We start from the raw sequence: 25,031 nt of genomic DNA on the forward strand, positions 1-25,031 counted from the left end.
GGTTGGAGTTTGTTTAAAGGGACGGACGGCAGGGGGATCCGCCTGCCCAGGAGCAGTTCGCGCCGCTGGTGCGGTACTCGGTCGCGTACATCGCCAAGATCGAACAGGGCAAGCGGTGCCCGCCCCGGGACCTGCTGGACGGGTCGGAGGAGGTACTGAGATTCAAGTCATGCCCCGGCTTCAGGAGGATCACTCCGACTTCGAGGGGCCTCTCTACCTCGCTGAGACCGTAGAGAATCGCTGGGTCGGCTGTGTGGAAGCGCATGACTGCAGCATGCTCGTCACCGACACAAAAGCCGCAAGCGCCATGCTTCAGCGCTATGGCAGGATGCGCTCGCAGGCTCTGGGTCATCAAGTCGCCGCGAGCCTGTTGGAGCAGATGCGAGGAGCGCTATGAGGACCACCGAACCGGCTTGGTTCAAGAGCAGCTACAGCGGCGGTGGCGGCGGCAACTGCGTAGAGGTCGCGGTGTGCCCCAAGACCGTTCTCGTCCGGGACTCGAAGGACACCCGGAGGCAGTCCCTGGCCGTCTCCCGCGACGCCCGGTCCGCGTTCACGACGCTGGCGTCCGACTCGCGCGTGTGAAGAGAAGCTGCCGGGTACACGCCGTCGCCTACCCCGGAGGGGTTCATGCCGCATCCCGTGCCCGTTCTGCCCGACGGGGTCGACCCGGCCTGGCTGCCGGTGGAGGTGTTCCGGCCGCTGGGTGAGCGGCGGACGCTGATCCGCGGATCCGGTCCGCTCGTCGAGACGGTGCACGGTGAAGTCGCTCGGGCGTGTGGGTTGTTCGGGGGCGAGGTTGTCCGGGATGGCTCGGACGACGCCGGGTACGACCTCGTGCTGGACGTGGTGGCGGACGGCGAGTGGGGGGACGAAGGGTTCGCGTACGGGCGTGAGGGCGCTCGCACGACGGTGACGGCGTCCGGCCGACGCGGCCTGCTGTACGGCCTGTTCCATGTGGTGCGGCTCGGCGAAACCGCTTTCCGAGGTGATTGTCCGGCCGAGGAGCACCGTCCGGCCGTGGCACTGCGGATGCTGGACCACTGGGACAACGTGGACGTGCATCCGGTCATGGGCCAGGTGGAGCGCGGATACGCGGGCGGCTCACTGTTCTGGCGTGACGGGCGGGCGCGCGGCGAGCTGGAACGGGTCCGGGCGTACGGCCGGCTGCTCGCGGCGTGCGGGATCAACGCCGTCTGCGTCAACAATGTCAACGTGCACGCGAGCGAGGCTCGGCTGCTGACCGACCGTCTCGGCGAAGTGGCCGATCTGGCGTCGGCGTTGAGGCCGTACGGCGTCCGTACGCATCTGTCGGTCACCTTCGCGGCGCCGGTCGTCCTCGGCGGGCTGCCGACCGCCGATCCGCTGGACGAGGCGGTGCGGCAGTGGTGGTCGGGGGTGGCGGCACGGGTCTACGCGGCGATCCCCGACTTCGGCGGGTTCGTGGTGAAGGCGGACTCGGAGGGCCAGCCGGGTCCGTTCACCTACGGCCGCTCGCACGCGGACGGGGCGAACATGCTGGCCTCGGCGCTCGCTGCGCACGGCGGGACGGTGCACTGGCGGGCGTTCGTCTATGACCACCGGCAGGACTGGCGGGACCGCTCGACGGACCGGGCGCGTGCCGCGTACGACCACTTCGCGCCGCTGGACGGGGAGTTCGCGGACAATGCGGTGCTCCAGGTGAAGCACGGGCCGATGGATTTCCAGGTCCGGGAACCGGTTTCTCCTGTTTTCGGGGCGATGCCGCGCACCCGGCTGGCGGTGGAGGTGCAGGCCACGCAGGAGTACACGGGGCAGCAGCGGCACGTGTGCTGGCTCGGGCCGATGTGGAGCGAGGTGCTGCGGTTCCGGCCGGCGGGCGAAGAGGGGGCGGCCGTGGGCGAGTTGGCGGATGGTGGACTGGTGGCGGTGTCGAACGTGGGGGACGACCCGTACTGGACCGGGCATCCTCTGGCGCAGGCCAACCTCTACACCTTCGGGCGGCTCGCCTGGCAGCCCTCCGCGGACCCGCTCCGGGTGCTGGACGAGTGGATCGCCCTCACCTTCCCATCGGCCCCCGAGCGGCCGGCCGAGGGCCTGCGCTCACTGTTGCGCGGCTCGTGGCGGACGTACGAGAAGTACACGGCGCCGCTCGGGGTGGGGTTCATGGTGCAGCCGGGTCACCACTACGGGCCGAGCGTGGACGGCTACGAGTACAGCCCGTGGGGGACGTACCACTTCGCGGACCGGGACGGGATCGGTGTGGACCGGAGCGCGGGGACGGGAACCGGTTACGCAACGCAGTACGCGGCGCCGTGGGCCGGGATCTACGAGTCACCGGCCACCTGCCCGGACGAGCTGTTGCTGTTCTTCCACCATGTGCCGTACTCGCATGTCCTGCACTCCGGGAAAACGGTGATCCAGCACATCTACGACACGCATTTCGAGGGTGTGGAGGAGGTCGAGGAGGCCCGCCGGGTGTGGGCCTCGCTCGCGGATCTCGTCGGGGCGGAGCGTCATGCGCGGGTGGCGGAGCGGTACGAGGAGCAGGTGCGCGGTGCCCGTGAGTGGCGCGATCAGATCAACAGCTACTTCCTGCGCAAGTCGGGGGTGGCGGACGCGCGGGGGCGGACGATCTGGTGAAGGCGCAGGACCGCCACGTCCAGCGGGCCGAGGGTCAGTGAATCGCCTTCGTCGACCCGTTCGCCGGTCAGGAGGTCGGTGGCGGCGGCATGGGCGGTGAGCCGGGCCGTCGTCGTGGCGTGGTGGAGGAGGAACAGCAGACCGGTGCCGTCGGGGGTGATCCGGGTCGCCGTCTCGACGGCGCTCTGGCCGGCGTAGGGGCCGATGAGGTCGTGGCGGGCGAGGACACGGCGCACGACGTGGTCGACACCCGGCTGATCGAGGGCCGTGGCGACGTACCAGGCCTCCCCCACGCCGACGGTGTGCCGGGTGACGGCGGGAGTACCCGCGTAGAAGTCGGCGCCGTACGTGCCGACCGGCTCGGCACCCGTCGGCTGGACGATCTCGAAGACGAGGCGTGCCGCATAGGTCGACTCCCCCATGCGCACGGGCTGTACGACGTCCTGCGGACGGGCGTCCCATTCGTCGACGCGGATGCCCAGCAGGGGGGCCAGGGGGCCGGGCACATCGGTGAGGAAGGCCCGGTCGTGTCGGTCGGAGCGGGCGGTGAGAAACGTGGCGAGAACGGTTCCGCCGCGTCGGGCCAGTTCCGTCAGGCGCTCGGGCAGGTCGTCCTTGATCAGGTGGAGGACGGGGGCGAGGACGACATCGTAGGGGGTCAGGTCGGCGGTGACCGGGACGACGTCCACGTCGGCGCCCGCCTCACGGGCGGCCCGGTAGTAGGCGTGGACGACATCGGCGTAGCGGACCGGTCGGGAGGGGCCGTCGGAGATCTCCAGCGCCCACCAGCTGTCCCAGTCGAAGAGGAGGGCGGTGCGGGCGGGAGTGCGGGCGCGCAGGGTGGCGCCGCCGAGTCGTGCCAACTCCTCGCCGAGGGCGGCTACCTCTCGGAAGACGCGGGTGTCGTCGCGGCCCGCGTGGCCGATGACCGCTCCGTGGTACTTCTCGCAGGCACCGCGTGAGGCGCGCAACTGGAAGTACAGGGCGGCGTCGGCGCCGTGGGCGATGGCCTGCCAGGTCGCCAGGCGCAGTTCGCCGGGTCTGCGGAGGGGGTTGACGTCTCGGCAAGCGGTTGTGGAGGGGGTCTGTTCCATCAGCCAGAAGGGGGCGCCGTCCTTCAGACCGCGCATCAGGTCGTGGGCGAGGGCCGGCCGGGTGGGCGGGGCGTCGAGGGGCGGGTAGTTGTCCCAGGAGGCGAAGTCCAGGTGGGGTGCCCAGCGGTGGTAGTCCAGGGGGCGGTAGAGGCCCATGAGGTTGGTGGTGACGGGGGTGGCCGGATCGTGTGCGCGGATCGCCTCCTTCTCGGCGGTGAAGCAGCCGAGCAGGGCGTCGGTCATGAACCGCCGGTAGTCGAGGGTGATGCCCTGGAAGGCGGTGTGGTCGGGGCCCCGCCAGTGCTCGGTGAGGGCGCTCGGGGGCTCGATCTGGTCCCATTCGGTGTATCGGTGCGACCAGAAGGTGGTCCACCATGCCTGGTTGAGGGCGTCGAGTGTGCCGTGTCGCTCGCGGAGCCAGCCGCGGAAGGCTTCGGCGCAGAGGTCGCAGTAACAGGCGCCGCCGTACTCGTTGTTGACGTGCCAGGCCAGTAGCGCGGGATGCCGGCCGTAGCGTTGCGCCAGACGGCTCGCCATCGCGGTGGCGAGGCGGAGGTAGGCGGGTGAGCTGGGGCAGAAGTTGTGGCGCTGGCCGTAGCGGTGCCGGCGGCCCTCGAAGTCGGTGCGGTTGACCTCGGGGTACTTCTTCGCCAGCCAGGGCGGGAGGGCGGCGGTGCCGGTGGCCAGGCAGACCCGGCGGCCTTCCGCCCCGGCCCGGTCCAGCACTCGGTCCAGGACCGTGAAGTCATGGATGTGCTCGGCGGGTTGGGTGACCGACCAGGTGAAGACGCCGACGGTGAGGGTGTCGATCCCGGCACGGGTGAACAGGCGGTGGTCCTCGTCCCAGACCTCCTGCGGCCACTGCTCGGGGTTGTAGTCGCCGCCGTAGGGGATCTTGGGACTCGTCGGGGTCATGGGGTGAAGTCCTCCTCGGCCTCGACGATCACCGGGCGGCCGGCGTACAGCAGGGAGAGCAGCGACGGGGCGGCGAGCAGGGCGGACAGAGCCTCGGTCAGCAGGGCGGTCATGGCACCGGTCAGCACGAGCAGGGAGGCGGCGGCGAGAGTCGTACGACGGTGCCGGAGCAGGAAGTACGCGGCGAGGCTGGCGGTGTCGCGGGAGCGGAAGGTGAAGAGGGAGGTGAGGAGCAGTGCGTGGGCGCCCCAGAGGAGGGAGGCCACGCCGATCACCGCGAGCAGTGCCGCCCACCAGCGGGGCAGCCCGGTGGCGGTGAAGTGGGTGAGCGTGAAGGCGATCACGGTCAGCCACGCCAGCAGAGGTGCCCAAAGCCGCAGTGCGGCGAGTGAGTTGAGGCGCAGTCCGCGCCGGTAGACGCGGGCCGGGTGCAGGTCGGTGAGATCGCGGCTGCGGTGGTGCAGGGCGTACACCGCGGCGGAGGCGGCCGGGCCGAGGGGCAGCAGGCAGAGTGCGGCGAGGGGCAGGTTGGCGGGGCTCGGGCCGAGGAGGAGCAGCCCGAGGAGGCCGGGGGCGGTGGTGGCGAGCAGGAGCGCCTCGACGGTGAGGAGGGTGTGCAGGAGGGCGGCGGCGCGGGAGAGGTAACCGGTTCCGAAATCGGCGGGGTGGATGGTGGTGGTGCGGGCGGTGCTGGTGCGGGCGGAGGTACCGGAGGTGGTACTGGCGGTGGTCATGTGGCCTGCCCGGGGCTGGCTTCCGGCGCCTCGGGGCTCGGGGCTCGGTGCCCGTGGGGTGCCGGCCCGGCGAGGTCCGTGCGGACCGGGGTCACTCGGCCTCCCCGCCGAGGAGACGGCCTTCGTCCCACCAGGGTGGGGTCTCGTCGGTGAGCGGGGTGAGTTCCACGAGGGTGATCTCGTGGCGGGCCAGGGTGAGGCGCAGGTCGGCGCGGCCGTCCTCCAGGGGCAGGCGGCCGTGGTGGCGGGCGGGCTCGGCGGCCTCGTGCAGGACGTCCAGCTGCCGCGGTTTCGGCGAGCGCGGGCTGCCCATGTGCCGCCAGGCCGTGTAGGCGTTGCCGTGCTCCTCGTCGACGGTCGACCGTCGCAGGAATGCCTCGCCCCTGGCGCCGAGGGGGACGGACAGGTGCAGTTCATGCCGGTCCGGGCCGGGCGTCTCGCCGGTCGCGTCGACGGGCGCCCAGGCCAGGACGGTGACCCGACCGTCGGGGTGGCGGGTGACGAGGTGGTCGTCGCCACGCGCCAGCAGCTCGGGCCCCGTCCGGGCCATGAAGGCGTACAGGTGGTACGTCGGTTTCCGCACCTGCCGGTGGGTGAGTAGCCCGAAGCCGCCGTGGAAGAGGGCGGTGGGGACGCCGGTCTCCTCGAACATGTCGCTGAACGTCCAGTAGGAGAAGGAGTCGACGAGATCGCCCCCGGCAGCCAGCACCGGTGCCAGGTAGGCGGCGTGGAAAGCCGTGTCGTGGATGGGGTTGTCGGGGCGGTAGGACGAGTTGAACTCGGTGATGTGCACGGGGAGTCCGGCGTGACGTGTGCCCGCAAGCCGTTGCCGCGGGGCGGCGAACTGCTCCAGCAGTGCGGTCGCCGGGTCCAGGGTCTGGTGGACCCCGAAGGGCACGTGATGGGCCGGCCCGGAGGTGTAGGCGTGTCGGGAGACGAAGTCGACGGGGACCTCGCGGGCCTCGGCGAACTCGGCGAACCGGACCAGCCAGTCGTCGGCGCCCGGGGAGATCGCGGGGCCGCCCACCTGGAGATCGGCGTCCACCTCCTTCACGGCCCGCGCGGTCACCTCGTACAGCTCGTGGTACGCCTTCTCGTCGGCGCCCTGCCAGAAGTCGGCCAGGTTGGGTTCGTTCCACACCTCGATCGGCCAGGTGCGCACTTCGTCGATGCCGTAGCGCTCGACGAGGTGGGACAGCGTGGCGCGGACCAATCCGGCCCACTCGCGGTGGGAGCGGGGCGGGGTGACGTTGCCCCGCCACCAGAACACCGTCTGCTCCCCCGAGGCCAGTTCGGCGGGCATGAAACCGAGTTCGAGGAAGGGGCTGATCCCGGCGGCGAGATAGGCGTCGACGACCTGGTCGACGTAGGTGAAGGAGTGGTGGACGTGGCGGGCGCCCCCGTGGTCGTACGGGCGGTGGACGCCCATGCCGTCGCTGAGCAGCCCGTGGCCGCGGATGTGCCGGAAACCGATGTCGCGCTGGAGCAGGGCGAGCGAGTCCTGGTAGTCGCGGCGCAGGGCGAGTTCGATTCGGCCGGTGCCGACACAGTGGCGCCAGGCGTCGGAGAACCGGGCGCTCGCCGTCCCGGGGACGCGGATCATCCGTGCTCCTTCTTGAAACGCTCGTAGGCCTTGTTGTGGAGGTCGATGTACCGGTCCATGTTCTTGGCCTTCAACTCGGAGACGTAGTCGTCCCATTCGTCGAGAGAACGCTTACCGAGAACGAACTGGAGCGTGTTCTGGAAGACATGGTCCTTGAGCGGGGTGTCCCAGAGGGTGGCCTGTTCCTGCTCCACCGACTGGAGGGGGTGGGCGGGGTCGACGGGCAGTGGCTCGCGTTGGGCCATGGCGTCCTGGAACCTCTGCTCGTCCCGTCCGAAGGAGGAGGAGACGAGGGCCCAGCTGCCGCCGTAGGAGAAGACGCCGTTGAAGAAGCCGAAGTCGCGCTGGAGGTCCTTGGGGGCGTCCGGGTCGGAGCCCATGAGGGTGATGCCGTCCTTGGTCCGGTAGCGGCCGCCGGACTCGGTGTAGGTCACGTCCCGCACGCCCCACTTGGAGAACCGCTGGCCTTCGTCGGAGTACCAGAGCCAGTCCACGAACTGCACCAGGGCGACGAAGTTGTCGCTCTTGAGGGCCTCGCTGGAGATCATCAGGCCGTTCTCCAGGCGGGCGCCGCCCAGCACCACCGGGCCTGCCGGGCCGAGCGGCACGGGCACCATCTCGATCGCCGAGCCCTTTACCTGGCGCTGCAGGTTGTAGCGGTAGTTCTGGACCAGCTCCTGCGGATTGGCGCTGATGGCGAAGGACCGCTGCGCGAGGAGCTTCTTCACCGCGTCGTCGTCGGTCTGGGTGAAGCTCTCCGGGTCCATCAGCTTCTCGTCGACCAGCTTGTGCAGGTAGGCGACGACTTGGCGGTAGGCGTCCGTGGCGCCGGTGAAGACGTACCGGCTCTCGGCCTGATCCCAGCTCGCGTTGAGGTACGACCATCCGGCCCGCACACCGTGGGCCTGGCCGAGGTAGCCCAGCAGGGCCCCCGCCGAGTTCGGCGGGGCGCTCCAGCGGTCGGAGAAGGGGTAGCGGTCGGGGTACTCGTCCTTGAGCGCCCGGAAGACCGTGTACACCTCGTCCCAGGTGGTGGGCAGGGCCAGGCCGAGCCGGTCGAGGACATCCGTGCGCAGGGACAGGGAGTAGCCCGACTTGACCTTCTCGTGCAGGCCGGGCAGCAGGTAGTACTTGCCGTCCGACTGGCGCAGGGAGTCGACCTCGGGTTGCAGGCCCCACTTCTTGACCTTGTCCTGGAAGTTGGGCATCAGGTGCACGTAGTCGCTGACCGCGAGCACCGAGCCCGAGGAGACGAACGGTGTCTCCTGGCCGGGGTAGGTCTTGGGTATCAGCAGCGGAGCGTCCCCCGCGCCGATGAGAAGGCTGCGCTTCTTGTCGTAATCGCTTGCGGGGACGGTGGTGGCCTTGAGCGTGATACCCGTACGCCTGGTCAGCTCCTTCCAGAACAGCCAGCTCTGCTTCAGCGGGTAGTTGGGCATGTTGTTGTGGAGGAGGGAGAACGACAGGGCCTTGCCCGCCTTGAACTGGTCGCCGACGCGGTACTGCTTCATCGCGCCGTCCTGTTTCTTCGACAGATCCTTGTTGTCGCCCCCGTCGTCGCCGCTGCCGCAGCCCGTGAGGGTGGCGAGGCCGATGAATCCCGCCGCGGACAGGATCTGGCGCCGCGACAGTTGCCCTTGGTTCTTCACGGATACTCCTTTGTTGGTGCGGTCAGCCCTTGACGGCGCCGAGCATCACGCCCGAGACGAAGTAGCGCTGGACGAACGGGTACACGCAGAGGATCGGCAGCGAGGTGAGCACGATCGTGACCGCCTGGATGTTGGCGGCCACCTGGCTGCCCTGCTCGGTGGTGGCGCCCGCGTTGGTGGCGCCGGTCGCGCCGGCGATGAGGTTGCGCAGGTAGACGGTGACCGGCATCAGTTCGGCCCGGTCCATGTACAGGAAGGCCTGGAACCAGGAGTTCCAGTAGGACACCGAGTAGAAGAGCACCATGGTCGCGATGACCGCCTTGGACAGCGGAAGCACGATCCGCAGCAGGGTGCCGTAGGTGCTCAGGCCGTCGATCTCGGCGGCCTCCTCCAGCTCGGTGGGCAGACTCTCGAAGAAGGCCTTCATCACCAGCAGGTTGAAGACGCTGATCGCGTTCGGCAGGGCGATCGCCCAGACCGAGTTCTTCAGCCCGAGGCTGGTGATCAGGACGTAGTTCGGGATCAGCCCGCCGGAGAAGAACATGGTGAACACGGCGATGCCGACGAGGACGTTCCGCCCCTTGAGGTGCCTTTTCGACAGGACGTAGGCATAACAGGTCGTCAGGACCATCGCCACTGCGGTCGAGACGACCGTGTAGAAGAGCGTGTTTCCGTAACCGCGCCAGAAGACGTCGTCGGTGAAGACGATGCGGTACGTCGTGAGGTCGAACCCCTTGGGCCACAGCGTCACTTCACCGGCGCGAATCTGCCGTTCCCCGCTGAAGGAGCGGGCGATGATGTTGATGAAGGGATAGAGGGTCACGACGACCACGACGGTGAGGATCACGCCGTTGATCCCCTGGAAGACCCGGTAGCCGCGCGTCGGCTGGTCGACCGAGGTGCGTGGGCGCGGGGTCAGGAGGCTCACCACAGGCTCGTCCCCACCGTGCGGCGCGACAACTGGTTCGCGGAGGTGATCAGCACCAGCCCGACGATCGCCTCGAACAGGCCGATCGCGGCCGCGTAGCTGAAGCTGTTGGACTCGACGCCGGTGCGGTAGAGGTACGTGGAGACCACGTCTGCGGTCGGATAGGTCAGCGGGTTGTAGAGCAGCAGGATCTTCTCGAAACCGACTGCGAGAAACGTGCCGATGTTGAGGATCAACAACGTGATCATGGTGGGGCGGATGCCGGGCAGCGTGACGTGCCAGATCTGCTGCCAGCGGTTGGCGCCGTCGATGCGCGCTGCCTCGTACAGGTCGTCGTCGATGGTGGTGAGTGCGGCGAGGTAGAGGATCGTGCCCCAGCCCGCGGTCTGCCAGATCTCGGAGCCGACGTAGATCGTGCGGAACCACTCGGGTTCCTGGATGAACCGGGTCGGTTCCTGGCCGAACCAGCCCAGCATGTGGTTGACCGGTCCGTCGGTGGCGAGCATCTGCATGGTGATACCGGCGACGATCACGACGGACAGGAAGTGCGGAAGGTAGGAAACCGACTGCACGAACCGTTTCAGTGACGTACGGCGGACCTCGTTGAGCAGCAGGGCAAGCACGATCGGGATCGGGAAACAGAAGACAAGGGTGAGCGCGCCGAGCCACAACGTGTTGCGGAAGACCTGCCAGAAGGTGGGGTCGGACAGGAACATCTGCACGTACCGCAGCCCGACCCAGTGCTCGCCGAGGAGGGAGCCGCCCGGCTCGAAGCGGCGGAAGGCGATCACGTTGCCGATCATCGGCAGGTAGCGGAAGACCAGGAAGAAGAGCAATGGCAGCACGGCCAGCGAGTACAACTGCCAGTCACGGCGCAGCGCCCGCCACGAGCCGCGTCGCGCGGGGCGGCGCGCGGGACCATGTCTCGTCTTCGGCGGCGGTTCCTGGGTTTCTGGAGGTGGTGCCGATGGGGCGGAGGTGCTCATGCTCGGCCTCCCGGGACGTCATTCGAAACAAGCGGTCTCGAAACTTTCGTGCCCTTACCGGTAACTCTGCGGCAACGTAAGGGCACACGGAAAGCGCTGTCAATGGGTGGTGCACCGCGGAGTGGAGGGGATGAAGGGGCGTTGCAACAGACAACGGGCGGGGTAGAACGGGGTAGTTGACTGTCCACGTCCTCCGCAATTTTCTGGCGGATGTACGCAACGATCGCCGACGATCTGCGAGGTGGCCGCCCGTGCCCGCGTTCGACCTGCCCCTGCCGGAGCTGGAGCGACACCGGCCCGACATCGACGAGCCCGCCGGCTTCGACGCGTTCTGGGCGGACACCCTGAAGGAGGCCGGACAGCGGGAGCCGCTGGTGTCGGTGCGTCCTGTCGACACCGGCCTGCGTCTGACGCAGACCTGGGACGTGACGTTCCGGGGCTTCGCCGGGGACCCCGTGAGGGCCTGGTTCAGCCGGCCGGCAGGTGTCCGCGACGCGCTGCCCGCGGTGGTCGAGTACGTCGGTTACGGCCGCGGTCGCGGTTTCCCCCACGAGCGGCTGACCTGGGTGAACGCCGGATACGCGCACCTGCTGATGGACAACCGCGGCCAGGGCGACCAGTACGGAAACGGCGGCGCGACCCCGGACCCGCACGCCACCGCGCCAGGCGGTCCCGGCCCCGCCGTGCGCGGCCTGCTCGATGCGCGCGACTACCACTACCGGCGGCTGATCACGGACGCGGTGCGCGCGGTGACGGCCGTCCGTGCGCTGCCCGGCGTCGACGGGGCGCGCGTGGCCGCCGTCGGCAACAGCCAGGGCGGCGGACTCGCCCTGGCCGTCGCGGGGCTGGTCCCCGACCTGGCGGCGGTCCTGGTCACCGCGCCACTGCTGTGCGGAATCCGGCGCGCGCTCGATCTCACCGACGCGGGCCCCTACGGCGAGATCGTCACGTATCTCTCCGTCCACCGGGGCGCGGAACGCGCCGCGTACCGCACGCTCGCCCACGTCGAGGGCATCTCCTTCGCCCGCCGCGCCCACGCACCCGCCCACTTCGGCACGGGCCTGCGCGACACGATCTGCCCCCCGAGTGGCACGTACGCGGCGTTCAACCGGTACGGGGAGTTGGGCGGCGAGGACGTGCGCAAGGCGATGTACGCGTTTGCGTACAACGGTCACGAGGGGGGCGAGGCGGAGCAGGTGGGACGGCAACTGGTGTGGCTGCGCGAGGTGTTCTCGGATCGACCGACTGATGACAGATCCGGACAGCCCTGAGGGAGCGGGGGGCGTGGTGTGGAAACTTCCCGCAGCCGGTGAAGGTAGGCCGGCACGGTCATCCACTTGCCCTATCTATCGAAACTCGATAGATTTCCATCGCGGGTCGATTGATGATCGTCCATGCGCCGATGGAAGGAAAGATCATGGGAAGACTGACCGTGCTCGCACTGCGTGGCGTGATCGTGGCGTTGCTGACCGGCTCGGTGTTCGTGCAGGCGGTGATGGTCCCGCTGCTGGGCAGGGATCTGGACGACGCCGACACCGAACTCGCCTACCCGCCCGCCGCGTTCCTGGTGACGGTCATCCTGGGCATCGTGACCGCACAGGTCGTCCTGGTCTGCGTATGGCGCCTGGTGACGATGGTGCGGCGAGGAACCGTTTTCTCCCACGCCGCTTTCCGGTACGTCCACATCGTGATCGGCGCGTTCGTGGCGGCCGCCCTCCTGATGTTCACGCTCGGGGTGCTGCTGGCACCGGGCGAGGCCGTCGCCCCGGGAGTCGTCCTGCTGATCGGTGGCGCCGTCATGGCGATCCTGGGCGTGGCGCTCATCGTGCTCGTGCTGCGCATGCTGCTCGCCCAGGCGGTGGCCCGCGACGTGGAGGCGACGCGGATGCGGGCCGAACTCTCCGAGGTGATCTGATGCCGATCGTCGTCGACATCGACGTGATGCTGGCCAGACGCAAGATGTCCGTGGGCGAACTCGCGGAACGCGTCGGGATCACACCCGCCAACCTGGCGGTCCTCAAGAACGGCCGCGCCAAGGCGGTGCGCTTCTCGACACTCGCCGCCCTCTGCGAGGTGCTGGAGTGCCAGCCCGGCGATCTGCTGCGCTGGGAGGCCGGGGACGAAGCCGAGGCGGAGAGCGCTGCTGGGGCCGCCGGGGCTGTCGCCGGAGCTGGGGCTGTCGGGGACGGCTGATGAGGTCACGCATCCGCGGCGACGGTGGGCCCAGCAACCTCCCGGTGGCCCCGAGCGCGCCGGGGCTGTCGCCGGAGCTTGGGCTGTCGGAGACAGCTGATGAGGTCACGCATCCGCGGCGACGGTGGGCCCAGCAACCTCCCGGCGACCCTGAGCGCGCCGGGACTGTGGCCGGAGGCGGCGGTGGGCCCGGCAACCTCCTGCCGGCCCTGAGCGCGCCAGGCCATGACGGGTGGACCCGTTACGGCCTGGCGCGTTTCCCTACGTTTCCCTACGTTCCCCTGCGTTCCGGCGAAGCTGACGGACCGGTGGCACCGGAGACTCCGACTCTGAGAATCCAGCAGCCCTGAGAATCCAGCAGCTCTGAGAATCCGCCGGCGCTGTGCCTCCGGTAGCTCCGGGCAGGGGCTCCGGGTCTCTGCTTCCAGCGCGAAGTGGTGGGACGACTCAGCCGACCCGGCAGGGAAGGGTCGTGGTGCTGTCACCGCCGGGTCCCGCGACGACGTAACCGAACGAGGAACTCTGGCCCGGACTCAAGGAGCCGTTCCAGTTGGCGTTGTGGACCATCACCGCCTGGCCGTTGTAGGTGGCGTTCCCGTTCCAGAGGCTGTCGATCTTCTGGCCGGTGGTCAGCGTCCAGTCGACCATCCAACCGAGCATCGGGACGTCGCCCGAATTGGTGACGGTGACCTCGGACTGGTAACCGCCGTTCCAGCTTCCCGTCGTCCTGCGGGTCGCCGTGCAGGTGCCGGGGACGGGCTCGGTCGGGTTGCCGGGCTCGTGGATACCGGTTACCTCGCCGTTGCCGCCGTCGAAGACGACATCGGAGCAGGAGTAGAAGGTCTCGGCGCTGTCCGAGCGCTGCCACACCATGTAGACGATGTGCCGCCCCGACTTGCCTTCAGGAAGCTTGCCGTTCCAGGCGTAGTTGGCCTCGACCGTGCCCGGACTGCCGTTGAGCGGCGGGTGGTCGACGCTCAGGAACGGCTGGTCCTCGATCGCGTCCCAGGTGAGGGCCTGGGTGGGGTCGAAGCCGTCCTTGGTGATGTAGACGTAGAACCACCCCGGATGGGCGGCCCAGGCGTTGTAGGAGAAGTCGACGTTCGCACCAGAGGTGAGGTGGGTGAGCGGCCAGTCGTTGCGGGGTGCGTCGAAACCGGTGAAGTTGGTGTTTCCGCCGCTGCACAGCTGGCCGTCGGGTACGAAGCCCCGGGTGCGGCCGGCGCCGTCGGAGCGAAGCACGGAGAACCAGTTGTAGAACGGCGTGGTCCCGCTGACCTGCTGCGCGTTTCTGCAAGCAGGGTTGATCGGTTTGATCTCACCGGTGTCGGTCAGCCCGTCCTGCCAACACAGGAAGGTCCGGCTGCCTGGCTTCATGGGGGTGCCGTGTGCCTCGGCCTTGCCGCCGGTCGTGACGATGAGTCCGACAGCGGGGAGGGTGGCGAGGAGGGAGAGGAGGACAAGGAGGAGGGCCCGGGTACGTAACCTGGCCCTCGCTCTTGTTGTGATCATGACATTCTTGATGTCTCGCATGGGCGTCCGTCCTTCCATGTACGGACCGTGCGGGCATGGAACGGTGCGGGTGCGATGCGGGTGCGGGCGCGGCGCGACTGCGAAAGGGAGGGGTTGAGGCGGGAGCGACACCCGGCGGGTTCCGGTCCACCGTATGGGAGCGCTCCCACCTCACCTGTGCCGGAAGATAGCGCTGTCAGGCTGACTTGTAAACGGAATCAGCGCTGTTGCCCGGAATCGAGAGCCCGGCAGAGGCGCTGGGCTCATCCGGCGGTCGGCGAAACGCCCACGGAACGGCTGAAGTCGGCGAGGTCTCGGAAATCGCTTTCGCGCAGACCGAACCGCGGATCGACGTGGTGCAGAAGCGCCGGCCCTCGATGGTGAGCGGCCACGTACGCCTGGTCGAGATCCCCCTGCTCGTCGTCCACCCAGGCGAACGGGCAGCCGTTCGCGTACTCGACCAGAGGGCCGGTCTTCCAGTGGACCCCGTCGGGGCGGTCCTGCAGCAGAGCATCACCGAAGCCGACGAAGGGGAGTTCGGGAAGACCCAGCACCGGCGCGATCCACCGGTTGGCGGTCGCCATCCAAGTGGTGGCCCAGCACAGTTCGTAGTCGAGCCGGAGCAGGGACGGCCCGTGCTCCGGGTTCAGCCAGACCCGCAGGAGACGCCGACTGGACGTGCGACCGCGCCACTCCTCCGAGAGGCCGGGGGTGTGGGGCACCCTCAGTGTCGTGTAGCCCTCGGGGCGCCTCTCCGGCTTTGCCGCATAGGGGTTGAGCGGTCCGTCCACGTCGAGAAACAGCAGTGGCCGGCTCATGGTCTCCCCCGGTGTCAACGTCTTCGCTGGGTCGCTGTGGTCGGTCGCGCTCGAAGTATGCGCTGTGGTCACACTATTCGCCGTGCCAGCGACGGTCGCCGCAACCGCCGTATCAGCCGCGGTCGCCGGACCCGCCGCAGTCGCCGCGCCGAACAGCGTCCGGCATCCGGCATCCGCCTTGCTGGGATCGCTCGGCGCTCGACGACGTGCTGGCCGACCTGCGTCGCGCCCGTGACGAGCGGCCGCACGCGCTGCCCCCGTGCTCAGAAGTTCTCAGAACAACTCCGCAGGCACTCACCGGTGCGCATCCCGGTGTGGCGGTGCGGGGACCATGTCCCCATGCGGGAGATCGACTAATTGACTCGGGTGGACGACCCGGCCTGGCCAGAGCTTCAGAAGGCGTTCACGGAGAGCGGTGTGTCCGTGCGGGTGTTGGCCCCCCACTCCGAGGAAGGGCGCCGGTGCCTCGTGCAGTTGCAGGTCACCGCACGTTCGACGCTGGGCGCGCTGGCCCTCAATTGTGGCGGGCGGGTGCTCGACGGAGGGTGGGTGCGGGTGTTCGGCGGCGGCTCACCGACGCACGGGGGGCTGCCGAGCCTGGCCCGGGTCAACCGCTTTCCCGCTGTTGCCGACCCCGCCTGGCATCCCGCGACCGGCCTCGTCGTGGGCCAGGACGTCCTGGGCGGGGTGTTCGCGTTGAACGGCCATGATCCGGCCGCCGCGGGCCGGCCCGGGGGTCCCAGGCAGATGACGTACTTCGCCCCCGAGACACTGGTGTGGGACGCCATGGACATGGGCCACTCCGGATGGGTGGCCTGGCTGTTGTCCGGGCGGCTCGACATGTTCTACGACGGACTGCGCCCGCCCGGCTGGCGCGAGGAGGCCGCGGCCCTGAGCCGCGCGGAGGGCATCTCCGTGTTCCCCTTCCTGTGGACCGAGGAGGCGCACGCCGATCTCGCTGCCACCAGCCGTCGGGCGGTGCCGATGCGCGAGATCCTCGGAGTCGCCGCCGACTTCGCCCGCGGTATGGGCCCTGCGGACCCGGGGTTCCTCGGCGAGGTGTGAGCCCCGGCCGGGGAACCCATCGGCGTTTCGTTTTCCGGTCCGTTACCGCTGCCGCTCCCCGGCGGGCGCGCCGTACCAGCGCCATGAGGTGAGGCGGGGGTGACCGGGGAGTTCCGCGCGGCCGGTGGCCCAGAGAAGGGTGGACCACCGGGGAGTGCCGGTCGGGGCGTCCGGGAAGAGCCTGCTCAGCACCCGGCCGCAGAGGTCCGCGTCGGGCTCCCAGTCGAGGCCCAGTCCCTCGGTGACGTCGTGCAGGTGCACCAGCGTCTCGACGACGCCCATCGCGGCGAAGCCCTCCGGGTCGGCCAGGCCGAAGACGTGGTGCGACCGTACCGCCGGCGGCGTGGTCCGCACGACGGCCGTGAGCAGGGTGCCGCACGCCTCCAGGACCTGCAACAGGCCTGCCGGGCCGGCGGCGGGGTCGGCGAAGATGACGTTCGCCGGACCGCCCGGCTTCTTCCGGCTCCATGCGAAGGGCACGTGAGTGTCCGACGGCGGGTTGTGCGGGCCCAGTTGGGCGGCATAGGAGAACAGGTCGTCGGCGAGGTGCTCGACGGTCTCCCAGCAGGTCCACTCCAGGGAGCCGGCCTTGGCGTCCCAGCGCGACGGGTCCGCCCCGCGCAGGGCGGTCACGCCCAGCCGGACGGCGTACGCGACGTCGTCCGCGGTGACGGGATCACTCGTTGCGGAACCGCTTGCAGGACCGCTTGCAGGACCGCTTGCTGCACCGCTGGTGGAACCGCTTGCTGCACGTGTTTCAGGCATGGCCGGACCGTATCAACGGCCCCGTCGGCAGTTGCCGGGGGCGGCTCGTAGGGCCACAGCAGCAAAGGGCCCTTCCGGCCACACACGGCGAAGGGCCGCGCCCCCGTCACCGGGGGAACGGCCCTCGCCTGTGTTACCGAACCGCTTGCCCGCCTACTTGCGGATCAGGCTGCGCAGCACGTACTGCATGATGCCGCCGTTGCGGTAGTAGTCGGCCTCACCGGGGGTGTCGATGCGGACGACCGCGTCGAACTCGACGCCCGTGTCGGTGGTGACCTTGACCGTGCGCGGCGTGGTGCCGTTGTTCAGCTCCTCGACGCCGGTGAAGGAGAAGGCCTCCTCGCCGGTCAGGCCGAGGGAGGCGGCGGACTGGCCCTCCGGGAACTGGAGCGGCAGGACGCCCATGCCGATGAGGTTCGAGCGGTGGATGCGCTCGTAGGACTCGGCGATGACGGCCTTGACGCCCAGCAGCGCGGTGCCCTTGGCTGCCCAGTCGCGGGACGAGCCGGAGCCGTACTCCTTGCCGGCCAGGATGGCCAGCGGGATGCCCTGCTCGATGTAGTTGCGCGAGGCGTCGTAGATGAACGACACCGGACCGCCGTCCTGGGTGAAGTCGCGGGTGTAGCCGCCTTCCGTACCCGGCGCGATCTGGTTGCGCAGGCGGATGTTGGCGAACGTGCCGCGGATCATGACCTCGTGGTTGCCCCGGCGCGAGCCGTAGGAGTTGAAGTCACGACGCTCCACACCGTGCTCGGTGAGGTACTTGCCGGCCGGGGTGTCGGCCTTGATGGCGCCGGCCGGGGAGATGTGGTCGGTGGTGACCGAGTCGCCCAGCTTGGCCAGGACGCGCGCTCCCGTGATGTCGGAGACCGGGGTGGTCTCCATCGTCATGCCCTCGAAGTACGGGGGCTTGCGCACGTAGGTCGACTGCGGGTCCCACTCGAAGGTGTTGCCGGTCGGGATCGGCAGCGCCTGCCACTGGGCGTCGCCCGCGAAGACGTCCTGGTAGGACTTGTTGAACATGTCCTCGCCGATGGCGTTGGCCACGACGTCGTTGACCTCGGCCTCGGTGGGCCAGATGTCCTTGAGGTAGACCGGGTTGCCGTCCTGGTCGGCGCCCAGGGCGTCGCGCGTGATGTCCACCTTCATGGATCCGGCGAGGGCGTACGCGACGACCAGCGGCGGGGAGGCCAGGTAGTTCATCTTGACGTCGGGGTTGATCCGGCCCTCGAAGTTGCGGTTGCCGGAGAGCACCGAGGTGACCGCGAGGTCGTGGTCGTTGACGGCCTTGGAGACCTCCTCCGGCAGCGGGCCGGAGTTGCCGATGCAGGTGGTGCAGCCGTAGCCGACGAGGTTGAAGCCGACCTTGTCGAGGTAGGGGGTCAGGCCCGCCTTGTCGAAGTAGTCGGTGACGACCTTCGAACCCGGGGCAAGGGTGGTCTTGACCCAGGGCTTGCGGGTCAGGCCCTTCTCCACGGCCTTCTTCGCGACGAGCGCGGCGGCGACCATGACGTACGGGTTGGAGGTGTTGGTGCAGGAGGTGATGGCCGCGACCGTCACCGCACCGTGGTCGATCTCGTACGTCGAGCCGTCGGGGGCGGTCACGGTGACCGGGTTGGACGGAGAACCGTTCGGGCTGACGGCCGGGGCGTCGGAGGCCGGGAAGGACTCCTGGCCGGCCTCGTCCACGGAGTCGACGTAGTTGCGGACGTCCGTCTTGAACTGCTCGGCGGCGTTCGCGAGGACGATGCGGTCCTGCGGGCGCTTCGGGCCGGCGATCGAGGGGACGACGGTCGACAGGTCCAGCTCGAGCTTCTCGGAGAAGTCCGGCTCGGCCTTCGGGTCCAGCCAGAGGCCCTGCGCCTTGGCGTACGCCTCGACGAGCGCGACCTGCTGCTCGTCACGGCCGGTCAGGCGCAGGTACTTCAGCGTCTCGTCGTCGATCGGGAAGATCGCGGCGGTGGAGCCGAACTCCGGCGACATGTTGCCGATGGTGGCGCGGTTCGCGAGGGAGGTGGCGGAGACGCCCTCGCCGTAGAACTCGACGAACTTGCCGACGACGCCGTGCTTGCGCAGCATCTCGGTGATCGTGAGGACGAGGTCGGTGGCGGTGGTGCCGGTGGGCAGCTCGCCGGTGAGCTTGAAGCCGACGACGCGCGGGATGAGCATGGAGACCGGCTGGCCGAGCATCGCGGCCTCGGCCTCGATGCCGCCGACGCCCCAGCCGAGGACGCCGAGGCCGTTGACCATGGTGGTGTGCGAGTCGGTGCCGACCAGCGTGTCGGGGTAGGCCTGGCCGCCTCGGACCATGACCGTGCGCGCCAGGTGCTCGATGTTCACCTGGTGGACGATGCCGGTGCCCGGCGGGACGACCTTGAAGTCGTCGAAGGCGGTCTGGCCCCAGCGCAGGAACTGGTAGCGCTCCTTGTTGCGGCCGTACTCCAGCTCGACGTTCTGCGCGAAGGCCTCGTTCGTGCCGAACTTGTCGGCGATGACCGAGTGGTCGATGACCAGCTCGGCCGGGGAGAGCGGGTTGACCTTCGCCGGGTCGCCGCCCAGCTCCTTGACGGCCTCACGCATGGTGGCGAGGTCGACGACACAGGGCACGCCGGTGAAGTCCTGCATGATCACGCGGGCCGGCGTGAACTGGATCTCCTGGGAGGGCTGGGCCTGCGAGTCCCAGTTGCCGAGGGCGCGGATGTGGTCGGCGGTGATGTTCGCGCCGTCCTCCGTGCGGAGCAGGTTCTCCAGCAGCACCTTCAGGCTGTAGGGAAGGCGCGCGGAGCCCTCGACCTTGTCCAGCCGGAAGATCTCGTACGACTCGTCGCCCACCGGCAGCGTGCTGCGGGCGTCGAAGCTGTTCGCCGACACGACAGTCTCCTTCATTGATGTGCGCGTTCCACCGCATCCTGCCGTCACGCGGGCTTTGCCGATCCGCTAAGGTCAGGCTAAGTTAGGTCACCCTTACTGCGAGACCGGCGGTACGTGCGGCTGCGGTGCGCCTCGGCAGATATCTCGATGTCGAGATAACTCTAGTACATGGGCGCTCGTTGGTCATGCCCGGGCCCGCCTGACCGCTGTCATCCAATCGAGTCGTTTGACAGCGAACCCAGTCGTTCCGGCTTCCTTGACAGCGAACCTAGTCGTACGAGGTAACGCGCTGGGGGTGCTGAGTGGCCGTACGGGTCGGGGTGGAGCTTGCGGAGCCGTACGTCGAGCTGTCGTACGTGGATGCTGTACGCGAGCGTCAGCGGCGTCCGCTGCTGGACTGTGTGACGGCCCGGTTCGAGGACGTGGCCGCCGTACGACCGTTTCGCTGGTCACGCGGTGAGCGTCACTTCTCCGGCTGGTACTGGGCGGCAACGACCGGGCAGCACGTCGGTTTCGAATCGTGGCTGGAGCGGGACCGGCTTTTGCTGATGGACTTCGATCCTGAGGTGGTGGGGATCGCCTCGCAACCGTTCTGGCTGCACTGGCACGACGGCGAGCGGGAGCGTCGGCACGCTCCGGACTACTTCGTACGCCACACGGACGGCTCGGCGGTGGTCGTCGATGTCCGCGCTGATGAACGGATCGAGGCGAAGGACGCGGAGGCGTTCGAGGTCACCCGCCTGGCCTGCGGCCAGGCGGGATGGGGCTTCGAGCGGGTCGGGACGCCGGAGGCGGTGCTGCTGGCGAATGTCCGGTGGCTGTCGCGCTACCGGCACCCTCGGTGCCTGCGCGGACCAGTCGTGAACCGGCTCCGGGCAGCTCTCTCGGCCCGGTCCCGCTGATGATCGGAGCCGATGCCGCCGGCGACCGGCTTGAGACGCTGCCTGCCTTGTTCCATCTTCTCTGGCTCCAGGAAGTGGCCGCCGAGGGACTGGCGGTCGAGTTGCTGGGGGCGTCCACCATCGTGCGCCTGGCGGACGGAGGTGGACGGTGACGGGGAAAGTGCGACGGGTGCCTCCGACGGGCAGGATCGCGGAATTCCCGGAGAGCGCCGCTGAACAGGCCCGCTGGTGGGAGACGCACATTCTGGAGGTTCTGGACGGCTTACCGCCGGATGCTCCAGCAGGGACGGCGCCACGGCCGGAGTTCGATCCGGAACGGAACTCGCTGGCTCAACGGGAGCGGGCCAAGACCGCCGAGCTAACGGCGGCCGGGCACGCGATGACGGCCAGCGGCGTCAAGCAGAGGCGCCAGCGCTACCAGCGCGACGGGCTGGTCGGACTGGCCGACGGCCGGTCGGCCAAACAGATGCCGTCGTTCGGCCGGGTCGCCCCGGCGGTGGTCGAGGCGATGCGGGAGGCGATCGAGGAGACCGCCGAGGCGTCGTCGAAGACGATCGGCTTCGTGGTCTGGCGGGCGACCCAGATCCTGAACGCACATGAGGACGCGGAAGGTGTCGATGCCGTCTGAGCGCACGCTCTACCGGCTGTTCGACAGGCTGGCGGCCGGCACGCACGCGACAGGCTCGGCAACCACGCGCCGTTCGGTGAACGCGCGTCCGACCGGCCCGTTCGGGGAGGTGCCCGCCTGCGCGCCGGGCGAATGGATGCAGATCGACTCCACACCGCTGGACGTCCTGGTGCGACTGGACGACGGCATTGCCGAGAAGGTCGAGTTGACGGCCATGATCGACCTGGCGACCAGGTCACTGGCGGCTGTGGTGCTGCGACCGACGACGAAGGCAGCCGACGCTTCTGCCCTCCTGGCCCGGAGCATCACCCCGGAGACGATGCGTCCTAGCTGGTCAGAAGCCCTTCGGATGTCGCGGTCGGCGATGCCACACCGGCGGCTGCTGGCCTTGGACGAGCGACTGGAGCACGCTGCTGCCAAGCCGGTGATCGTGCCGGACACGATCGTCTGCGACCACGGGAAAGTCTTCATCTCGAACAACTTCCGCGCCTCTTGCCGCTACCTGGGCATCAGCCTTCAGCCGACGCACAAGGCATCACCCTTCGAGAAGGGCGCGATCGAAAAGACGCTGGGTTCGGTGGCGACGCTGTTCGCGCAGTTCGTCGCGGGCTACACCGGCCGGTCAGTGGACCGCCGGGGCCGGGGGCTGGAGAACGGGCCACTGTGGTCCTTGCCCGAGTTGCAGAGCTTGCTGGAGGAGTGGACCGTCGCCGTCTGACAGAACCGGCCGCACGATGCACTACGGGACCCGGACTCACCGAAACGGGCGTTCTCGCCAAACGAGAAGTACGCGACGCTGCTGGAGTCGTGCGGCTACGTTCCGGCCCCGCTCAGCGGCGAGGACTACATCGAGTTGCTGCCCGAACGCTGGCAGGCGATCAACGCCTACGGCATCCGGATCAATCACCGCACCTACGACGCTCGCGAGTGATCGGTGGCGGTGGCCCGGGTGCGGGCGGCGATCCGCCGGTCTCGCTTTGAGCGTTTGGCTGGCCGGTCTGCTTCCGTGGCAGGGCCGTCGTGAGCCCGCCGCAGCAGGGCAGCGGCAGCATCGGCGATCTGTTCTTCGCTCCCGCCGGGCACCTATTCACGGGCGTGGTCCCAGGCCATCTCACCGAACGGGACGCCGACGCGGTGCAGGTGCTTCCAGAACACCGTGATCCACCGGGCCGGCTCGCTGCGGCGGTCGCGTACCCAGATGCGGGAGACGTCGTAGGGGTCGTAGTGGATCTCCCATAGCCCGGCCGAGCCCTGACTCCTCGGACGTCGAGCCCGTGCCTGACGATGCGGACACCGAGGTGGCGAAGGTCATCCCGCTGGGCCTGTTCGATCCCTGGCCAACCCTTGGAGGCGCACGTGACCATCTCCGACCCGGCATCCCAACAGGTCGCGTTGGGCGAGATCGACGCCGAAGCCAACCGGCAGTTGACCACCCTGGAGGGATGGCGGAAATCCATCGAGGACCCGCCCGCACCCCCGGTTCTGTTGTCTGCCGGCGAACTGAAGCGGCTGTCCGAGACCGAGCGGGATCTCGACGACGAGTACCGGCTCGACCACCATGCCCGGATGCTCGTGGTCGCTACCTCGTTCGTCGAGAAGACCGTGGTCTGCGGCCGTCGGCTGGTCCTGCTCAACCGCCACGCGATCAGCGCCCGCCGCGGCCTGATGGTCTCCGGGCTTCCCGGAACGGGCAAGACCAGCGCCATCACCCAGCTCGGGCGCGCCCATGAACTCCTCGATCGGGCCCGCCACCCCAACGTCGCCGACCGCATTCCCGTTCTCTACATCACGGTCCCTCCCGCCGCGACCGCCCGCATGGTTGCAGCCGAGTTCGCCCGCTTTCTGGGCCTTCCGGTCCGGGCCCGGTCGAACATGACGGACATCACCGAGGCCGTCGTCGGTGTCTGCACTGATACCCGCACCGGTCTCGTGCTCGTCGACGAAATCCACAACATCTCGCAGGTCACCCGGGCCGGCGGTGAGGTCTCCGACACCTTGAAGTACTTCTCCGAGCGCATCCCTGCCACTTTCGTCTACGCAGGCATCGGCCTGGAGACCAGCGAGCTTCTGGCCGGCACCCGGGGAGCCCAAATCGCGGGCCGCTTTACCCTCGTCCCCACCCGCCCGTTTCCCTACGGCGACGAGTGGAAGGGGCTCGTGGCGACTATGGAGGAGACCTTGCTCCTGCACGACCACCCACCGGGGAGCCTGGTCAAGCTGGACCGCTACCTCCATAACCGGACTGCCGGGAGGATCGGCGCGTTGTCCCACGCGATCCGAGGGGCCGCGATCGACGCGATCCTCAGTGGCACAGAACGCGTGACCAAGGAAGGGATCGACGCGATCCCCCTGGACCATGCGGCGGAGACCACGGCGAAGCCGTTGAAGCAGGCAGCCACCCTATGACCGGGTCTTTGCCGGGCCGGCTGGCCCGGCTGCCCGTCCAGATCGCACCGCGACTCGGTGAGGAAACCGACTCCTTCATCCGGCGTCTCGCCCGCGCCAATCACCTCAAGCCCAGCTATCTGCACGGATATCTCTGCGGGCCGCCATTCTGGTCCGGCAAACCCCTCCTGGACCGGCTCGCCGACGCCGCCGGGCGTTCTCCCGAGGTGCTGGAACGCGCGCTCGCGGACGCAAGCTCGCCCCGAGGACGCGCCAAGCCCAACCCCCGCTACCCAGGCAAGGAACTGTTCCCGGGTCGTGGTGAACTCACTTACCTCATCTCCGATGACGCCCGCGACGGGACCATGACCGTCCGTGCGCTGGCTGACCGTTACGAGGTCCCGCAGCGGACAATCCGGCTCGTGCTGGACACCGCACGGCCCGCTGATCGTGAAGTGAAGCTCCGCAAGGACCCGGTCATGGTCCCCGTCATCCGCCTGGTCGACGACATGCTCGCCCGAGGGGTTCGCGGCAGAGCCATCTGGGCGGAACTGATGGACGAGCACGACTACTCCGTCTCCTACTCGTCCCTGCTCTACTACGTCCACCGCGGTCGTCACATGAAGCGCTACCCGCAGCCATGAGGAACCGGCAAAAAAAGCGAGCCCACTCTCGTCCCGACCTTGTTCCAAGCGCTGCCGCGAGAAGGCCCGCCGACGCCGCACGCACGACCATAGAAGCCAGGTGGCCTAGCAGTGATAGCCATCAGGACACTCAGCGAGCAGTACGCCGAAGACCCAGGCGGCGAGGACCAGCGCGCTGGACAGTGTTGCCATGATGACGAAGCGCCGGAGGGCCTTCTGCCGACGTCCGATGCGCGCCACCACGAGCCCCGTGGCCGGCGCGACCATCGCGCTGGTCGGAGCGGCCCACCAAAAGATGCTGCCGAACTCCTCCATCACCCAGGGAAACCCCATCGCACGGGCGATCGCCGGGGTGAACAAGATGAGGGGACTGGTCATCCACCACAACGCCAACCACCTGATCGCGCGGTCCACCCCGGAAGGGATCCGTCGATCAGGCACATCGCCGGAACGCGGGTCCGGACCGACACTCAGGGATGACATGCCCAAATCATAGGCAGTTCCGCGGACCAGCAGCACTGTCGGCGGAGGCTACGCCAGGCGTTTGACACTCAACTTAGTCCGCCGAGGTCACGCGGCACCTCACCGACTAACTTCGCTGACAAAGGACACCGCCGCGCCACGCCACCACGGACTCGCAGCGGCCGGATCCCCGGCGCGCGGCCACGCGCCCCGTGGCCGCGCGCCGGGGATCCGGCCGCTGCGAGTCCGTGGTGG

General features: G+C 68.9%; 20 protein-coding genes and 1 pseudogene. 10 read left to right on the top strand and 11 right to left on the bottom strand.

Annotated features, from left to right (window positions below):
* Window positions 1-393 precede the first annotated feature (393 nt).
* Together P1P75_RS22515 and P1P75_RS22520 are read left to right on the top strand one after the other, a co-directional pair.
* Window positions 394-585, top strand: a complete 192-nt coding sequence (locus tag P1P75_RS22515) for a DUF397 domain-containing protein (protein ID WP_319258107.1) — start codon at window positions 394-396, stop codon at window positions 583-585.
* Between the two features lie 45 nt (window positions 586-630).
* Entirely contained in the window at window positions 631-2,622 is a 1,992-nt protein-coding gene (locus P1P75_RS22520; RefSeq protein ID WP_319258110.1) for an alpha-glucuronidase, read from the top strand.
* On the opposite strand, the gene P1P75_RS22525 is transcribed toward P1P75_RS22520, so the two are convergent.
* The 6 genes from P1P75_RS22525 to P1P75_RS22550 all read right to left on the bottom strand — a co-directional run bounded on the left by P1P75_RS22525 (window position 2,568) and on the right by P1P75_RS22550 (window position 10,531).
* The gene (locus P1P75_RS22525; protein WP_319258113.1) at window positions 2,568-4,631 is read right to left on the bottom strand and encodes a beta-galactosidase; all 2,064 of its coding nucleotides are present in this window, start codon (window positions 4,629-4,631) and stop codon (window positions 2,568-2,570) included. The two genes, P1P75_RS22520 and P1P75_RS22525, sit on opposite strands and share 55 nt — an antisense overlap.
* Window positions 4,628-5,365 (bottom strand): hypothetical protein, encoded by a 738-nt coding sequence (locus P1P75_RS22530; protein WP_319258116.1) that lies wholly within the window; start codon window positions 5,363-5,365, stop codon window positions 4,628-4,630. Before P1P75_RS22530 ends, P1P75_RS22525 begins: the two co-directional genes overlap by 4 nt.
* 91 nt (window positions 5,366-5,456) lie before the next feature.
* Window positions 5,457-6,968 (bottom strand): xylan 1,4-beta-xylosidase, encoded by a 1,512-nt coding sequence (locus tag P1P75_RS22535; protein ID WP_319258118.1) that lies wholly within the window; start codon window positions 6,966-6,968, stop codon window positions 5,457-5,459.
* Entirely contained in the window at window positions 6,965-8,617 is a 1,653-nt protein-coding gene (locus P1P75_RS22540) for an extracellular solute-binding protein (RefSeq protein ID WP_319258120.1), read from the bottom strand. The genes P1P75_RS22535 and P1P75_RS22540 overlap by 4 nt, the downstream gene beginning before the upstream one ends.
* Window positions 8,618-8,639: 22 nt before the next feature.
* Window positions 8,640-9,545 carry a carbohydrate ABC transporter permease gene (locus P1P75_RS22545; protein WP_319258123.1) on the bottom strand — a complete coding sequence of 302 codons (906 nt, stop codon included), beginning with the start codon at window positions 9,543-9,545 and terminating at the stop codon, window positions 8,640-8,642.
* Complete coding sequence (locus P1P75_RS22550) at window positions 9,542-10,531, bottom strand: ABC transporter permease subunit (RefSeq protein ID WP_319258125.1); 990 nt, start codon at window positions 10,529-10,531, stop codon at window positions 9,542-9,544. The genes P1P75_RS22545 and P1P75_RS22550 overlap by 4 nt, the downstream gene beginning before the upstream one ends.
* A gap of 251 nt (window positions 10,532-10,782) precedes the next feature.
* On the opposite strand from P1P75_RS22550, the gene P1P75_RS22555 reads away from it, so the two are divergent.
* From P1P75_RS22555 to P1P75_RS22565, 3 genes are all read left to right on the top strand, one after another.
* Complete coding sequence (locus P1P75_RS22555) at window positions 10,783-11,802, top strand: acetylxylan esterase (protein ID WP_319258128.1); 1,020 nt, start codon at window positions 10,783-10,785, stop codon at window positions 11,800-11,802.
* Window positions 11,803-11,948: 146 nt separating this feature from the next.
* Complete coding sequence (locus P1P75_RS22560; protein WP_319258131.1) at window positions 11,949-12,446, top strand: DUF2975 domain-containing protein; 498 nt, start codon at window positions 11,949-11,951, stop codon at window positions 12,444-12,446.
* A complete protein-coding gene (locus P1P75_RS22565) occupies window positions 12,446-12,724 on the top strand; it encodes a helix-turn-helix transcriptional regulator (protein WP_319258133.1) in 279 nt (92 codons plus the stop codon). Before P1P75_RS22560 ends, P1P75_RS22565 begins: the two co-directional genes overlap by 1 nt.
* Window positions 12,725-13,171: 447 nt before the next feature.
* Here the strand turns inward: P1P75_RS22565 and P1P75_RS22570 are convergent, their stop codons facing one another.
* Together P1P75_RS22570 and P1P75_RS22575 are read right to left on the bottom strand one after the other, a co-directional pair.
* Window positions 13,172-14,257 carry a lytic polysaccharide monooxygenase gene (locus P1P75_RS22570; RefSeq protein WP_319258136.1) on the bottom strand — a complete coding sequence of 362 codons (1,086 nt, stop codon included), beginning with the start codon at window positions 14,255-14,257 and terminating at the stop codon, window positions 13,172-13,174.
* Window positions 14,258-14,499: 242 nt separating this feature from the next.
* Entirely contained in the window at window positions 14,500-15,054 is a 555-nt protein-coding gene (locus P1P75_RS22575; protein ID WP_319258138.1) for a hypothetical protein, read from the bottom strand.
* Between the two features lie 366 nt (window positions 15,055-15,420).
* Between P1P75_RS22575 and P1P75_RS22580 the strand changes: the two genes are divergently transcribed.
* Complete coding sequence (locus P1P75_RS22580; protein ID WP_319258148.1) at window positions 15,421-16,119, top strand: DUF2625 family protein; 699 nt, start codon at window positions 15,421-15,423, stop codon at window positions 16,117-16,119.
* 42 nt (window positions 16,120-16,161) lie between these two features.
* On the opposite strand, the gene P1P75_RS22585 is transcribed toward P1P75_RS22580, so the two are convergent.
* Window positions 16,162-16,884: a maleylpyruvate isomerase N-terminal domain-containing protein gene (locus P1P75_RS22585; protein WP_319258140.1), complete on the bottom strand. Its 723-nt coding sequence runs from the start codon at window positions 16,882-16,884 to the stop codon at window positions 16,162-16,164.
* Window positions 16,885-17,037: 153 nt separating this feature from the next.
* The gene (gene acnA / locus P1P75_RS22590) at window positions 17,038-19,755 is read right to left on the bottom strand and encodes an aconitate hydratase AcnA (RefSeq protein WP_319258141.1); all 2,718 of its coding nucleotides are present in this window, start codon (window positions 19,753-19,755) and stop codon (window positions 17,038-17,040) included.
* A gap of 302 nt (window positions 19,756-20,057) precedes the next feature.
* Here acnA and P1P75_RS22595 point away from each other — a divergent pair, with 302 nt between their 5' ends.
* The 4 genes and pseudogenes from P1P75_RS22595 to P1P75_RS22610 all read left to right on the top strand — a co-directional run bounded on the left by P1P75_RS22595 (window position 20,058) and on the right by P1P75_RS22610 (window position 24,314).
* Complete coding sequence (locus P1P75_RS22595; protein WP_319258142.1) at window positions 20,058-20,657, top strand: TnsA-like heteromeric transposase endonuclease subunit; 600 nt, start codon at window positions 20,058-20,060, stop codon at window positions 20,655-20,657.
* 508 nt (window positions 20,658-21,165) lie between these two features.
* Window positions 21,166-22,207: pseudogene (locus tag P1P75_RS22600) on the top strand (transposase family protein); the annotation flags it as partial.
* Between the two features lie 434 nt (window positions 22,208-22,641).
* Window positions 22,642-23,691: a TniB family NTP-binding protein gene (locus P1P75_RS22605; protein ID WP_319258143.1), complete on the top strand. Its 1,050-nt coding sequence runs from the start codon at window positions 22,642-22,644 to the stop codon at window positions 23,689-23,691.
* Window positions 23,688-24,314 carry a hypothetical protein gene (locus tag P1P75_RS22610; protein ID WP_319258144.1) on the top strand — a complete coding sequence of 209 codons (627 nt, stop codon included), beginning with the start codon at window positions 23,688-23,690 and terminating at the stop codon, window positions 24,312-24,314. Before P1P75_RS22605 ends, P1P75_RS22610 begins: the two co-directional genes overlap by 4 nt.
* Before the next feature lie 105 nt (window positions 24,315-24,419).
* On the opposite strand, the gene P1P75_RS22615 is transcribed toward P1P75_RS22610, so the two are convergent.
* Complete coding sequence (locus tag P1P75_RS22615) at window positions 24,420-24,797, bottom strand: hypothetical protein (RefSeq protein ID WP_319258146.1); 378 nt, start codon at window positions 24,795-24,797, stop codon at window positions 24,420-24,422.
* Window positions 24,798-25,031 lie beyond the last annotated feature (234 nt).

It is taken from the genome of Streptomyces sp. ID05-39B, assembly GCF_033794725.1.
GTDB classification, from domain to species: Bacteria; Actinomycetota; Actinomycetes; order Streptomycetales; family Streptomycetaceae; genus Streptomyces; species Streptomyces bobili.

Excerpts from the sequence above, each read along its gene's own strand:
- P1P75_RS22575 (WP_319258138.1), bottom strand. The coding sequence starts at position 15,054 with ATGAGCCGGCCACTGCTGTTTCTCGACGTGGACGGACCGCTCAACCCC.
- P1P75_RS22560 (WP_319258131.1), top strand. The coding sequence starts at position 11,949 with ATGGGAAGACTGACCGTGCTCGCACTGCGTGGCGTGATCGTGGCGTTG.
- P1P75_RS22570 (WP_319258136.1), bottom strand. The coding sequence starts at position 14,257 with ATGCGAGACATCAAGAATGTCATGATCACAACAAGAGCGAGGGCCAGG.
- P1P75_RS22520 (WP_319258110.1), top strand. The coding sequence starts at position 631 with ATGCCGCATCCCGTGCCCGTTCTGCCCGACGGGGTCGACCCGGCCTGG.
- P1P75_RS22610 (WP_319258144.1), top strand. The coding sequence starts at position 23,688 with ATGACCGGGTCTTTGCCGGGCCGGCTGGCCCGGCTGCCCGTCCAGATC.
- P1P75_RS22615 (WP_319258146.1), bottom strand. The coding sequence starts at position 24,797 with ATGTCATCCCTGAGTGTCGGTCCGGACCCGCGTTCCGGCGATGTGCCT.
- P1P75_RS22530 (WP_319258116.1), bottom strand. The coding sequence starts at position 5,365 with ATGACCACCGCCAGTACCACCTCCGGTACCTCCGCCCGCACCAGCACC.
- P1P75_RS22535 (WP_319258118.1), bottom strand. The coding sequence starts at position 6,968 with ATGATCCGCGTCCCCGGGACGGCGAGCGCCCGGTTCTCCGACGCCTGG.
- P1P75_RS22515 (WP_319258107.1), top strand. The coding sequence starts at position 394 with ATGAGGACCACCGAACCGGCTTGGTTCAAGAGCAGCTACAGCGGCGGT.
- P1P75_RS22585 (WP_319258140.1), bottom strand. The coding sequence starts at position 16,884 with ATGCCTGAAACACGTGCAGCAAGCGGTTCCACCAGCGGTGCAGCAAGC.
- P1P75_RS22565 (WP_319258133.1), top strand. The coding sequence starts at position 12,446 with ATGCCGATCGTCGTCGACATCGACGTGATGCTGGCCAGACGCAAGATG.
- P1P75_RS22525 (WP_319258113.1), bottom strand. The coding sequence starts at position 4,631 with ATGACCCCGACGAGTCCCAAGATCCCCTACGGCGGCGACTACAACCCC.
- P1P75_RS22550 (WP_319258125.1), bottom strand. The coding sequence starts at position 10,531 with ATGAGCACCTCCGCCCCATCGGCACCACCTCCAGAAACCCAGGAACCG.